This window comes from Pseudomonas sp. R5-89-07 (assembly GCF_003851685.1).
Taxonomy (GTDB): Bacteria; Pseudomonadota; Gammaproteobacteria; order Pseudomonadales; family Pseudomonadaceae; genus Aquipseudomonas.
Map to the genome: position 1 here is coordinate 668,293 of NZ_CP027727.1, position 12,920 is coordinate 681,212.

A 12,920-nucleotide genomic window follows, 5' to 3' on the forward strand; every position below is an offset into this window, starting at 1 on the left:
CCACATTTGAATGTATTCACAAATCAAAAGGAGGGAGGGGGCTTGCCCCCGATGGCGTCAAAACTGCCAAAAACAGGGCATAAGGTACACTCCACTCCTGAAAACCCTCCGCACTGTGCGGTTTAAAGGTTTTGACGGGAGGAAATGTGAGTAACCGAGGTGAGCAGGCACTGCTCAAACAATCGACCATCCTGATGTTCGCGGTCGCGATCGCCGGGATTGTCACGGGTGTGATATCCGGCGCCCAATCCATTCTGTTCGACGGCTTTTTCTCGCTGATCGCCACCGCCATCAAGGTGCTGATGCTGATCACGGCCAAGCTGATCGCCAAGAAAAGCAACGAGCGTTTCCAGTTCGGCTACTGGCACCTGGAGCCCATGGTGCTGTTGATCGAAGGCAGCTTTCTGTTGTTGATCGCCATCTATGCGTTCCTCAACGGCGTGTTCGGCATCATCAATGGCGGGCGCGAGATCGAGCTGGGCCTGGTGATTGTTTACGCGGCGTTGTTTACCGTGGTGGAGTTTGCCTACTTCTTCTACGTGCGCTACCGCAATCGCCGCTTGAAATCCTCGCTGATCCAGTTCGACAACATCAGTTGGCTGGTGGACGCGATGCTGTCGGTGGGCTTGTTGATCAGCTTTCTGGCGGCACTGCTACTCAAGTCCCAGGGCTATGGCGAGTGGGCGGTGTATGTCGACCCGCTGATCCTGATTCTGCTGGCCCTGAGCATGCTGGCGCCGGCGTTCAAGATCCTGCGCCCGGCGTTGCGTGAAGTATTGGGGATTGCCCCGGACCACCTGGATGACACAGTGCGCGAAGTGATGGATGCGGCCCAGGCCAGGCATGGCTTCGACGATTACGTGTCCTATGTGCAAAAGCACGGGCGCGCGCGGTTCATCGAAATCCATGTGGTGTTGCCGGCGGATTACCCGGTAGATAACGTCGCCACCCTGGACCGGCTGCGCGAAGAGATATCCACAGGGCTCGGCACGCCGGATGCGGCGCGCTGGCTGACGATCAGCTTTACCGGGGATCGCAAGTGGATTGCGTGAGACCGAGGTGAGGCTATCGGGGGCAAGCCCCCTCCCACATTTGAATGTATTCACAAATCAAAGTGTGGGAGGGGCTTGCCCCCGATGAGGCCCTGAAGCTCAGCCCAGATGCCGGATCAGCCCCTGATAGCAAGTAGCCAAATGATAAGGCGTGGTAGAAGGCATGTCCCGCCGGCTCACCAAGCCCTGGGCATCCAGGCATTCGTGCCAGCCCTTGTCATGCAGGAAGTTGCTTTGCAGCGCCAGCAACTGGCGCTGTAACACCGCTTCACTGCCGGGCCGCAAGGTCAAGGCCCGCAGGTATTCTGCCTGGGCCCAGATACGTTGCGTGCCGTCGCGCACGCTGCCGTCCAGGGCGAGCATGCCGCTGACCGCACCGCTCTTATCCACACCGCATTGCTCGGCATATTCGAACGCTCGCGTCAGTGAGGCATGCAGCGGCGTACCCCGCAGCACATCCGACGATTCGAGCAAAAAGAACCATTCGAACTGGTGCCCTGGCTCGAACCAGTTATCCACAGCGCCTAAGGGTTTTTCCATCATCACGCCGTGCTGGCGGTCGATAAAGCGCTTTTGCAGGGCGCTGGCCAGGTCCAGCAGGGCGTCGCGCGTGATGGCATCTTCACGCACTGCCAGCGTGGCGAGAAAGCCTTCGGCGAGGTGCATCAGCGGGTTCTGCAAGGGGCCGGAGTCGAGGCTTGACCAGTTGCGCTCCAGCACCGCCTCGTACAGGCCGTCGCCCGTGGCAAAGCGTTCGGCCACCACCGCCAGCGCGGCATTGAGCACCGACTCCACCAAGGGTTCGCGTACCTTGGCCCAGTAATGGGCGCAGGCGAAGATGATGAAGGCGTGGGTGTAGAGGTCTTTGCGTTTATCCAGCGGCTGCCCGGCCGGGTCGATGCTGTAGAACCAGCCGCCATGCTCGGCGTCGTGGAAGTGCCGCTGCAGTGAACGAAACAGCGCGGCGGCGCGTTCCTCGGCAAAGGCTGCACCGGGCTCGCCGATCAGGCTGGCGAACAGGTACAACTGCCGGGCGCAGGCCATGGCGCGGTAGCGTTGCGGGGGCAGTGGGTGGTGGTCGGCGTCCAGAGCTTCGTATGGCAACGCCAGGTCGGCATTCCAGCCCGGGCCTTGCCAGAGCGGCACGATCAGGTCGTGGAAGTGCGTGAGCACGGAATTCAAGAGAGGTTGGGGCATCGGCTGGCGTCGTCACGGCAGGGGTGTGGCGCGCATGGTATCAGGCTTGGGAACTGTGTTGTCTGTGGCACCGCTATCGGGGGCAAGCCCCCTCCCACATTTGAATGTATTCACACATCACAGTGTGGGAGGGGGCTTGCCCCCGATGAGGCCCCAGCAGCGCTGAAGATCAGCCTGCCAGCAACCAGACCCCAGTCGCTGCGGAAGCAGCCCCCGCCACTCGCACCAACGGCGCGGCCGCCGCTGGCAGCAAGCGCACCACGGCATAACCCGCCGCGTGCAGCGCTGCGGTCGCGCCGACAAACCCGGCCGCATACGCCCAGGGGCTGGACATGTCCGGCAGCTCCAAGCCATGGGCCACGCCGTGAAACAGCGCAAACAGTGCCGTCGCGCCCACCGCCACAAACAACGGTGGCCGCACCGCCAGTGCCACCGCCAGGCCCAGGGCCAGCACCGAGGCGGCAATCCCGCTTTCCAGCGCCGGCAATTGGAGGCCTTCGAAACCCAACATGCCGCCGATCAACATAGTGCCGACAAACGCGCAAGGCAGCGCCCAACGTGCATTGCCTTTTTGCTGCGCCGCCCACAGCCCGACCGCAACCATGGCCAGCAGGTGGTCAAGACCGCCCAGCGGGTGGCTGATGCCGGCGACCAGGCCGTTGTCGCCGTGGCCCGGGTGAGCGAAGGCGAGGGCGGGGGCCAGCAGCAAAGCAGCGGCAGCGAACAGTTTCTTGAGGTTCATAAACAGGCTCCGTAGGGAAATCAGGCAGCAGTCAGCAGGCCTTGACGTTCGATGAAGGCGACGATGTCATCCAGGCCGACGCCGGTTTTCTGGTTGCTGAACACAAAGGGTTTGCCGTTGCGCATGCGTTGGGTGTCGCTGTTCATCAATTCCAGCGAGGCACCCACCAGCGGCGCGAGGTCGATCTTGTTGATCACCAGCAGGTCGGATTTGCAAATACCGGGCCCACCCTTGCGCGGCAGCTTGTCACCAGCGGATACATCGATGACGTAGATGGTCAGGTCTGACAGTTCGGGGCTGAACGTGGCGGACAGGTTGTCGCCGCCAGACTCCACCAGAATCAGGTCCAGGCCTGGAAAGCGGCGGTTGAGCTGGTCCACGGCCTCCAGGTTGATCGAGGCATCTTCGCGGATCGCCGTGTGCGGGCAGCCGCCGGTTTCCACGCCGATGATGCGCTCCGGCGCCAGGGCCTGGTTGCGCACCAGGAAGTCGGCGTCTTCGCGGGTGTAGATGTCGTTGGTGACCACCGCCAGGTTGTAGCGGTCGCGCAGCGCCAGGCACAGGGCCAGGGTCAGGGCGGTCTTGCCGGAGCCTACCGGGCCGCCGATGCCGACGCGCAGGGGTTGTGTGTTCATAGCGGGTTCTCCAAAAAAGCCTCAGGAACGGAACAGGCGGCTGTACTGGCGTTCATGGGCCATGCACGCCAAAGACAGGCCAAAGGCGGCGCTGCCCAGATGATCGGGTTCGATGTGGCCGGCCGCCTGCTGGGCCTGCTGCAACAACGGCAGCAGCTCGCTGGTCAGGCGCTGTGCGGCTTGCTGGCCCAGCGGCAAGGTCTTCATCAGTACGGCCAATTGATTTTCCAGCCAGCTCCATAGCCAGGCGGCGAGGGCGTCGTCGGGGCTGATTGCCCAGGCCCGCGCGGCCAGCGCCCAGCCGAGGGCCAGATGGGGTTCAGGTTGCTGCTCAAGAAAAGTGCGGGCGGCGGTGTCCAGCTCCGGCAAGCCCGCGAGCAGTTGTTGCAGGGAGTAGCCCATCTGCCGGCTCTCCTGATACAGCTCGCGGGTTTCGCGGCTGGCACGGTGTTCTTCACACAGCTGCGCCAGGCGTGGCCAGGCCTGGTCAGCGGCGGCGCGGCAGTGGGCGAGCAGCAACGGCGCTTCGAAGCGCGCGAGGTTGAGCAGCAACTGATCGCTGATCCAGCGTCGCGCGCTGGCGGCATCGTTGACGCGGCCGTTCTCCACGGCCATTTCCAGGCCCTGGGAATAGCTGTAGCCGCCAATTGGCAATTGCGGACTGGCCAGGCGCAACAGCGCCCAGGCCGGGTTCATGGGCGCACGCCGAACTGATGCAGCTTGGGCGCGTAGTTGAAATCTTCATCGCCATGGCGCGAGTGATGATGACCGCCGCCGTAGGCCCCGTGTTCGGGATGGAAGGGCGCCTCGATGGTTTGTGCATCGGCGCCCAGCTGTTCAAGCATGGCCTTGAGCACATAGTCATCGAGCAGGCGCAGCCAGCCATCGCCGACCTGCAAGGCTACATGGCGGTTGCCCAGGTGATAGGCGGCGCGGGTCAGTTCAAAGGCGTTGCGGCAGGTGACGTGCAGCAGGTGTTCAGGACGGGCGCAGACGCGTACGACACGTCCGTCTTCGGCCTGTAGGAATTCGCCATCATGCAGCGGTGGTTGCCCGCGCTCCAAAAACAGGCCGACGTCTTCTCCGTCAGCACTGAAACAGCGCAGGCGGCTTTTGCTGCGGGCTTCGAAGTTCAGCAGCAGTTCGGCGGCCCAGAGGGGTTGCGGTGCGATTCGGCGGTGGATCACCAGCATCGGAAGGTTTCCAGCTAAGAGCGATAAGGGAGCTAGAGCAAGGGCCTTGCCAACCGCGTACGCATGTAGGAATTACCCGTAGGCAGGCGCGGGTTTGCCACCGAATAGGGCGTCAGCTCGTTTACAAAATGTTTAAAATTGGTGCGTGTTGAAATTTATAGCACCGAAGGAGGGCGTTTACGCCGAAGGAAGTCGGCGGTTACATGAAACTTCTTTCATCTTTTTCGTGGCAGCGACTTTTAGGTTTTTCCAGACTACATCCACCGCCAAGCGCTTCTACATGGCGGGCTGATCTGGCTACTCGGTGCTGCCCAGCCCTTGCCAATGCTTGAGGCCGATAAAGATGAAGCGCAACTGCTGAGTGATTTTCGCCTGGGGCGTGAGGTGGGCAGGCAAGGCGTGGGCGGGCGGGTCGATGATATCCGGCAGGGTGGCGAAGACGCTTTTAACGATCAGGTCGGCCATTACGTGCAAACCTTCGGCATCCAGGTGCTGCAGCTTGGGCATCAGCGTGAGGTCGGCCGCAAGGTCGGTGGTGATGTCTTCGCGCAGGGCTGCGATGGCTTGGCGCACGGCCAGGCAGCCGCCGTATTGTTCGCGGGCCAGGAACAGGAACTGGGAACGGTTGGCCGAGACCACATCGAGAAAGATCCGCACCGACGCGTCGATGATCCCGCCCATGACGAATTCGTTGTGGCGCACCAGGCGAATCGTGGCGCGGAAGGTCTGGCCGACTTCACTGACCAATACCAGCCCGAGCTGGTCCATGTCGGCGAAATGGCGATAGAAGCCGGTGGGCACGATGCCTGCTGTCTTGGCCACTTCACGCAGGCTCAGGCTGCCAAACCCACGGCCGCACTCCATCAGATGGCGGGCAGCGTCCATCAAGGCGAGGCGAGTCTGTTGCTTTTGTTCGGCACGGGGCAGCATGAGCGGATGGGCTTTGTCGGCAAGTACAGCGACGCACTCTAGCAAAACCGCTTCGCCGGCGTCGAACCTGGCGGGGGGCAGACGTGACGCGGTCTATATAAAAGCGAAAGCCCGATCGACTGATCGGGCTTTTTTATGGGCCACCATGGGCTTAGCTCTGTGCTTGATGCAGTTCTTCCAGACGGTCGGCACCGCCTTCGGCAATACCCTGGGTGTAGGCGCGGTCATTGGCTTGTTCAGCGCCGCCTTCGACCAGACCTTTTTCTTGCAGGCGGTCGTTGCCACCTTCGGTCAGGCCTTCGGTGTAGGCTCGTTTGTTGGCCTGTTCCGAACCGTTTTCAGCGACAGCGCCTTTGGCGTAGTCACGGTTTTCATCTTCTTGCGAACCGCTGCGAGCCAGGGTCTGGCTGGACTGGACGGCTTGGGCCTTGTTCTGTGGCGTGGCCTGTTCGGCGGCTGGCAGGGCGAAGGCACTGGAAGCCAGGATGGATAACAGCACGGTAGCAATTACTTGGCGTTTCATGAGGGTTGCTCCTTGGGAGGGCGATAAAGTGGGTACAGGGCTAATGCTACTCTTGATAAGTCGATATAAAAGTTCATAAACACAATGGTAATAATCAACAGAATTGATTGTTCCCTCGGGAGGCTCTAGGACGCGTCTCTCAAGCACGCGGTTTTGCACCGGTGTGGGTATTTTCGACACGAACCTGGGTAACAACGGTGCGCTGTGCAGAAGAAAATTTGTCTGCTTGATCAGGAAAATCGCTTTTTTCGGCTAAATCCGCCGTTGCGTTAAACGCTCGGGCACTTTGCCAGTCCTAGTCCTATAAGCTGTGTCAAAGGCTGTTGACCAGCCAGTCGTATTCAGGAGTTTTGTGCAATGACGCGCACTCGCAAAATCGTCGCCTGGAGCTGCGCCAGCTTCGTTCTGTTAATAGCCATCGCGGTACTGGTGCTGGTGTTCTTCGACTGGAACCGCATCAAGCCACCCCTCAATGCCAAGGTCTCCGAAGAGTTGCACCGCCCATTCGCCATCAACGGCAACCTGGCGGTGGTGTGGCAGCGTGAGCCCGACGAAGGCGGCTGGCGGGCGTGGGTGCCATGGCCCCATGTGATTGCCGAAGACCTGAGCCTGGGTAACCCCGACTGGTCCAAGCAACCGCAGATGGTCACGCTGAAGAAAGTCGAGTTGCGTATTTCGCCCTTGGCGTTGCTGGCGCAGCGCGTCGTGATTCCGCGTATCGACCTCACCGAACCGAGCGCCGACCTGCAGCGCCTGGCCGATGGCCGGGCCAACTGGACCTTCACGTTCGACCCCAAGGACCCCAACGCCGAGCCCTCCAGCTGGGAGGTGGATATCGGCGCCATTGGCTTCGACAAGGGCCACGTCACCCTCGACGACCAGACCCTCAAGACCCGCCTCGATGTGATCATCGACCCGCTGGGCAAGCCGATTCCCTTCGGTGACATCGTTGGTGACGCCGATGCGAAAAAGGCCCTGGAAAAAGGCTCGGCGCCGCAAGACTATGCGTTCGGCCTCAAGGTCAAAGGCCAGTACCACGGTCAGGCTCTGGCCGGCACTGGCAAGATCGGCGGCCTGCTCGCCTTGCAGGACGCAGCCAAGCCGTTCCCGCTGCAGGCCCAGGTCAAGATCGCCGACACCAGCATCGCCCTGGCCGGCACCCTGACCGACCCGCTTAACCTCGGCGCCCTGGACCTGCGCCTGAAGCTCGCCGGTGCAAGCCTGGGCAACCTCTACCCGCTGACCGGCGTCACGCTGCCGGATTCGCCGGCGTATTCAACCGACGGCCATTTGATCGCCAAGCTGCATGAAGCCAGCGGCGCGTCCTTTCGCTACGACAACTTCAACGGCAAGATCGGCAACAGCGACATCCACGGCAACCTGGCCTACATCGCCAGCCAGCCACGGCCCAAGCTCAGCGGCGCGCTGGTATCCAACCAGCTGCTGATGGATGACCTGGCGCCCCTGATCGGCGCCGACTCCAACGCCAAGCAGAAAGCCCGCGGCGGTGAAAGCAAGCAGCCGGCCACCAAGGTGCTACCGGTTGAGGAGTTCCGCACCGAGCGCTGGCGCGATATGGATGCCGACGTGGAGTTCACCGGCAAACGCATTGTGCACAGCGCCGAGCTGCCCTTCACCGACCTCTATACGCACCTGGTGCTCAACGATGGCGAGCTGAGCCTTGAGCCTCTGCGCTTCGGCGTGGCCGGCGGCAAGCTCGACGCGCAGATCCGCTTGAATGGCCGCACCACACCGATGGAAGGCCGGGCGAAACTCACGGCGCGCAACTTCAAGCTCAAACAGTTGTTCCCGACCTTCGAACCGATGAAAACCAGCTTTGGTGAGCTCAACGGCGACGCCGATATCTCCGGGCGCGGCAACTCCGTGGCGGCGCTGCTCGGCACCTCCAACGGTGACCTGAAGATGCTGATCAACGACGGCGCCATCAGCCGTGGCCTGATGGAGATCGCCGGCCTCAACGTGGGCAACTACGTGGTAGGGCGTCTGTTTGGTGACAAAGAAGTGAAGATCAACTGCGCGGCGGCGAACTTCGGTATCAAGACCGGCCTGGCGACTACACGCTTGTTCGTGTTCGATACCGAGAACGCGATCATCTACGTCGATGGCACGGCGAATATGGCGACCGAGCAGTTGGACTTGACCATTACGCCGGAGTCCAAGGGCTTCCGTCTGTTCTCCCTGCGCTCGCCGTTGTATGTGAACGGGCCGTTCATCAAACCCAATGCCGGGGTCAAGGCCATCCCCCTGGCGCTACGCGGGGCGGGCATGGTCGCCCTGGGTGTGATCGCCGGCCCGGCTGCCGGGTTGCTCGCACTGGTTGCCCCAAGTGGCGGCGAGCCCAATGAGTGCGCACCGTTGCTGCAACAAATGAAAGAAGGTAAGGCGCCGAAGACCGTCAAAGGCTAACTGGCAATACGTAAAACCAAATGTGGGAGGGGGCTTGCCCCCGATAGCGGTGGTGCAGTCCATATCTCCAGTGACTGACACTCCGCCATCGGGAGCAGGCCCCCTCCCACATTGGTTTTTCGGTGTTGCGGGTTACAGGTCCTGCAGAATATCCGCCATGTCATCGGCGTGTTCTTCTTCCTGAGCCAGGATGTCTTCGAAGATGCGACGGGTCGTCGGGTCTTTGTCGCCGATGTACTGGATGATCTCGCGATAGCTGTCCACCGCAATCCGCTCGGCCACCAGGTCTTCGTAGACCATTTCCTTGAGCGAGTTGCCCGCCACGTATTGTGCGTGGGAATTCTTCGACAGCAGGTCGGGGTTGAATTCCGGCTCGCCGCCCAGTTGCACGATGCGCTCGGCAAGTTTGTCGGCGTGTTCGGCTTCCTGGGTGGCGTGTTCCAGGAATTCATCGGCGGCGACGCTGGCTTTCAGGCCGCTGGCCATGAAGTAGTGACGCTTGTAGCGCAACACGCAAACCAGTTCAGTGGCCAGCGCTTCGTTGAGCAGGCGGATGATTTCTTCGCGGTCGGCGTCATAGCCTTCGGTCACGGCACCGTTTTCGACGTTCTGGCGGGCGCGGCTGCGCAGGGTCGCAACGTCAGTCAAGTGTGCTTCAGTCATCTCAATCTCCTGGGGCTAATCCGGTTTTGCGCCACGCTCTGCCGGTGTGGTCGCTCCAGGTTGTGAGTGCCGCCAGGGGCGAAAAGTTTTATCGGATTTAACCGGATGTGTCAGCAGAGTGCCTGACCGGTGTCGTCCAGCGCTCCGACAGGATCACCCCGCCCAGGGTCAGCAATCCACCCACCACGTGATACAGCGCCAGCTCCTCCTTGAGCACCACCGCCGCAATCAACGCGGTAATCAACGGCAGCAAGTTGAAAAACAACGTGGTACGGCTTGGGCCCAGGGCTTTCACCGAATGCATCCACGCCAGCGGCGCCAGCATCGAAGCCAGCAGACACGCATACAACACCAGCGGAATGTTCGCCCAGCCGAGGCCCGCCTTGGTGGAGAACAGGAACAGTGGCAACAGCACCACCACCGCCACCAGCACCTGCAAATACAGCAGCACCAACGGCGGCAAGCGCAGCTGCCATTTTTTCAGCAAGGTGCTGTAGACCGCGTAGGCCAGGGTGGCGACCAACATCATGCCGTCACCCAGGTTGACCCCATGTTGCAGCAACGTGCCCAGGCTGCCGGATGACACCACCACCACCACGCCGGCGAACGACAGCACGGCGCCCGTCAGCGCGCCAAAGGTCAGGCGCTGGCCCAGGCTGATGATGGCTGCGGTCAGCGCCATCAGCGGCATCAGAGAGAGAATGATGCCCATGTTGGTGGCACTGGTCAGCGTGGCCGCGTAATAGGCCAGGCTCTGGTACACGGCCATGCCCAGCACGCCGAGGATGAAGATCTTGCCCAGGTTCGGGCGGATCAGCGGCCAGTTGGCGATCACCGGCTTGAGCATGAACGGGGTAAACAGCAGCGCCGCGAACAGCCAGCGGTAAAAGCCGATTTCAGCGGGGAAGATCGAACCCACCGCCAGCTTGTTGACCACGGTGTTGCCTGCCCAGATAAAAATGGCCAGCAGGGGATACGCGTATTGCATCGAAAACAATCCAGTGTGTTGATGAGGCGGGATTATCCCCTGTCTGGATCGAAGCCTATACTGCGATCCAGACAACCCACCGCTGAATCCAGACAATATGTCCAGACACACCGTACGCCTGCCCGATTTCGCCAGCCTGCCCAGCCCCGTGTACTTCCGTTACTCCGACTTTGCCCCGGACACTGAATGCACCCCGCACCAGCACGCCTGGGGTTCGCTGGACTATTCGGCCAGCGGGGTGATGCGCATGGAAGTGGCCGGCAGTCGTTTCATGTCGCCGCCGCAGTACGCGGTATGGGTGCCGCCGCATACCGAGCACAGCTCCTACAACGCCGAGGCAATTGTCTACCACTCGGTGGGCCTGGCGCCGCAGCTTTGCGAGCAACTGCCCCGGCAGCCTTGCACCCTGGCGATCAGTGACATCCTCAAGGCCATCCTCAAGGATTTTGCCCTGCGCGATGTCAATCAGCCGCAGACCGACGCCGATATTCGCCTGGCCCAGGTACTGGTGGACCAGCTCAAGCAGGCGCCGATCCACGATGGCTTCCTGCCTTACGCCCGTCATGCCGGCCTGCTGGGTGTGCTGGAAGGCATGCAGGCCGAACCTGGCGATAACCGCCCGCTGGCGCAATGGGCCGAGCAGGTGCATGTGAGCGAGCGCACCCTGGCGCGTCAGTTTGTGCGTGAACTGGGCATGAGCTTTGGTGAGTGGCGCCAGCGCCTGCGTTACCTGGCGGCCATCGAAGCCCTCGACAGCGAGCACAGCGTGCAGCATGTGGCGTTTGACCTGGGCTACAGCAGCGCTTCGGCTTTTATCGCGATGTTCCAGCGCCATGCCGGCTGCACGCCTGAGCAGTACCGCAGGACGAATATTCGTGGCCGGTGAAGTTGTAACAGCTTTTGACTACACTGCGCTGTAGGCCGCGCCCTTCGGTGCGGTAACAGGGAGAAAACTCCATGAAGATGCTGCGTATTCCGCTGTTGATGATGGGCCTGCTGCTGTGTTCCCAGGGTTTTGCCGCCACCGCCCAGCAAAACAAAATGACCACCTGCAATGCCGAAGCCTCCACCAAGACCCTCAAGGGCGACGACCGCAAGGCCTTCATGAAGACCTGCCTGTCGGCCCCAGCGGCCAATGACGCCAAGACCCTGACCCCGCAGCAGCAGAAAATGAAGGACTGCAATGCCTCGGCGAAAACCAAGGCGCTGGCCGGTGATGCGCGCAAAACCTTCATGAGCACTTGCCTGAAGAATTGATGGCCCCAGGCCATAGAGGCTGAGACACTCGCACACAGCCCACTGTAGGAGCGAGCTTGCTCGCGAAGAACTCAATTACCCCGCGTTTATTCAGAATAAACGCGTTATCGTTGGCGACCTTCGCGAGCAAGCTCGCTCCTACATATCCTTTAACGCCGTTCGTTTTGAGGCTGTATGCCAACGTTTTCTCAGCGTCATGTGTTGTTGCTGGCCAGCTACATCATCATTTTCGGCGGATTGCTGCTGGTACTGCCGCTGAAGCTGCTGCCCAGCCTGCTGGCCGGCCTGTTGGTCTATGAACTGGTCAACATGCTCACGCCCCAACTGCAACGGCTGATCGAAGGGCGGCGTGCGCGCTGGCTGGCGGTGGCCTTGCTCGGCACCTTGATCGTCAGCGTACTCACGCTGATCTTTGCCGGCGCCATCAGCTTCCTGCTTCACGAAGCGGAAAATCCCGGCGCCTCGCTGGATAAGTTCATGCATGTGGTCGACCGTGCACGCGGCCAGTTACCGCCGTCCATCGATGCTTACCTGCCCGCCAGCGCCGCCGAATTTCGCGTGGCCATCGGCGACTGGCTGAGCAAGCACCTGAGCGAGCTGCAGCTGGTGGGCAAAGATGCCGCCCATATGTTCGTCACTTTGTTGATCGGCATGGTGCTCGGCGCGATCATCGCCCTGCAGCGCGTGCCCGACCTGACCAAGCGCAAGCCCCTGGCCGCCGCGTTGTTCGACCGCCTGCACCTGCTGGTCCAGGCGTTTCGCAACATCGTCTTCGCCCAGATCAAGATCGCCGCGCTCAACACCGCCTTCACCGCCGTGTTCCTCGCCGTGGTGCTGCCGTTGTGCGGCATTCACCTGCCGCTGACCAAAACCCTGATCGTGCTGACCTTCCTGCTCGGCCTGCTGCCAGTGATCGGCAACTTGATGTCCAACACCCTGATCACGATTGTCGCCTTGTCGCTGTCGATCTGGGTCGCGGTGGCGGCGTTGGGGTATCTGATCGTGATCCACAAGGTCGAGTACTTCCTCAACGCGCGCATCGTGGGTGGGCAGATCAGTGCCAAGTCGTGGGAATTACTGCTGGCGATGCTGGTGTTCGAAGCCGCGTTCGGCTTGCCGGGGGTGGTGGCGGGGCCGATTTATTATGCGTATTTGAAGAGTGAGTTGAAGCTGGGGGGAATGGTTTAGGTCCTGTGTCGCCTGGGCTGAAGCCATCGGGGGCAAGCCCCTCCCACATTTACTGTGTTTACACAGATCAACTTGTGAAACACGGTCAGTGTGGGAGGGGGCTTGCCCCCGATGAAGTCACCACG

Annotated in this window: 14 protein-coding genes; 5 read left to right on the forward strand and 9 right to left on the reverse strand. The window is 61.4% G+C overall.

Annotation, left to right across the window (positions count from 1 at the left end; translation table 11 throughout):
• The first annotated feature begins 146 nt into the window (after positions 1–146).
• The gene (locus C4J94_RS02855; protein WP_124384885.1) at positions 147–1,052 is read left to right on the forward strand and encodes a cation diffusion facilitator family transporter; all 906 of its coding nucleotides are present in this window, start codon (positions 147–149) and stop codon (positions 1,050–1,052) included.
• A 99-nt stretch (positions 1,053–1,151) separates the two neighbouring features.
• On the opposite strand, the gene C4J94_RS02860 is transcribed toward C4J94_RS02855, so the two are convergent.
• From C4J94_RS02860 to C4J94_RS02890, 7 genes are all read right to left on the reverse strand, one after another.
• The gene (locus C4J94_RS02860; RefSeq protein WP_124384886.1) at positions 1,152–2,249 is read right to left on the reverse strand and encodes an AGE family epimerase/isomerase; all 1,098 of its coding nucleotides are present in this window, start codon (positions 2,247–2,249) and stop codon (positions 1,152–1,154) included.
• 169 nt (positions 2,250–2,418) lie between these two features.
• Positions 2,419–2,991, reverse strand: a complete 573-nt coding sequence (locus C4J94_RS02865; RefSeq protein WP_124384887.1) for a HupE/UreJ family protein — start codon at positions 2,989–2,991, stop codon at positions 2,419–2,421.
• 20 nt (positions 2,992–3,011) lie between these two features.
• Positions 3,012–3,626 carry an urease accessory protein UreG gene (ureG, locus tag C4J94_RS02870; RefSeq protein WP_003188109.1) on the reverse strand — a complete coding sequence of 205 codons (615 nt, stop codon included), beginning with the start codon at positions 3,624–3,626 and terminating at the stop codon, positions 3,012–3,014.
• A gap of 21 nt (positions 3,627–3,647) precedes the next feature.
• Entirely contained in the window at positions 3,648–4,322 is a 675-nt protein-coding gene (locus C4J94_RS02875) for an urease accessory protein UreF (RefSeq protein ID WP_124384888.1), read from the reverse strand.
• On the reverse strand, positions 4,319–4,819 hold the full coding sequence (ureE, locus tag C4J94_RS02880; RefSeq protein WP_124384889.1) for an urease accessory protein UreE: 501 nt from the start codon (positions 4,817–4,819) through the stop codon (positions 4,319–4,321). Before ureE ends, C4J94_RS02875 begins: the two co-directional genes overlap by 4 nt.
• A gap of 297 nt (positions 4,820–5,116) precedes the next feature.
• Positions 5,117–5,749, reverse strand: a complete 633-nt coding sequence (locus C4J94_RS02885; RefSeq protein WP_124384890.1) for a TetR family transcriptional regulator — start codon at positions 5,747–5,749, stop codon at positions 5,117–5,119.
• A gap of 151 nt (positions 5,750–5,900) precedes the next feature.
• Complete coding sequence (locus tag C4J94_RS02890; protein WP_124384891.1) at positions 5,901–6,272, reverse strand: hypothetical protein; 372 nt, start codon at positions 6,270–6,272, stop codon at positions 5,901–5,903.
• Between the two features lie 357 nt (positions 6,273–6,629).
• On the opposite strand from C4J94_RS02890, the gene C4J94_RS02895 reads away from it, so the two are divergent.
• On the forward strand, positions 6,630–8,699 hold the full coding sequence (locus tag C4J94_RS02895) for an AsmA family protein (RefSeq protein ID WP_124384892.1): 2,070 nt from the start codon (positions 6,630–6,632) through the stop codon (positions 8,697–8,699).
• Between the two features lie 132 nt (positions 8,700–8,831).
• Here the strand turns inward: C4J94_RS02895 and C4J94_RS02900 are convergent, their stop codons facing one another.
• Positions 8,832–9,362, reverse strand: coding sequence for a bacterioferritin (locus C4J94_RS02900; protein WP_124384893.1), 531 nt, complete (start codon positions 9,360–9,362; stop codon positions 8,832–8,834).
• A gap of 97 nt (positions 9,363–9,459) precedes the next feature.
• On the reverse strand, positions 9,460–10,350 hold the full coding sequence (locus tag C4J94_RS02905; protein WP_124384894.1) for a DMT family transporter: 891 nt from the start codon (positions 10,348–10,350) through the stop codon (positions 9,460–9,462).
• Positions 10,351–10,447: 97 nt separating this feature from the next.
• On the opposite strand from C4J94_RS02905, the gene C4J94_RS02910 reads away from it, so the two are divergent.
• The 3 genes from C4J94_RS02910 to C4J94_RS02920 all read left to right on the forward strand — a co-directional run bounded on the left by C4J94_RS02910 (position 10,448) and on the right by C4J94_RS02920 (position 12,795).
• A complete protein-coding gene (locus tag C4J94_RS02910) occupies positions 10,448–11,236 on the forward strand; it encodes a helix-turn-helix transcriptional regulator (protein ID WP_124384895.1) in 789 nt (262 codons plus the stop codon).
• Between the two features lie 71 nt (positions 11,237–11,307).
• Positions 11,308–11,607, forward strand: a complete 300-nt coding sequence (locus C4J94_RS02915; protein ID WP_124384896.1) for a PsiF family protein — start codon at positions 11,308–11,310, stop codon at positions 11,605–11,607.
• Positions 11,608–11,781: 174 nt separating this feature from the next.
• Positions 11,782–12,795 carry an AI-2E family transporter gene (locus C4J94_RS02920; protein WP_124384897.1) on the forward strand — a complete coding sequence of 338 codons (1,014 nt, stop codon included), beginning with the start codon at positions 11,782–11,784 and terminating at the stop codon, positions 12,793–12,795.
• The last annotated feature ends 125 nt before the right edge of the window (positions 12,796–12,920 follow it).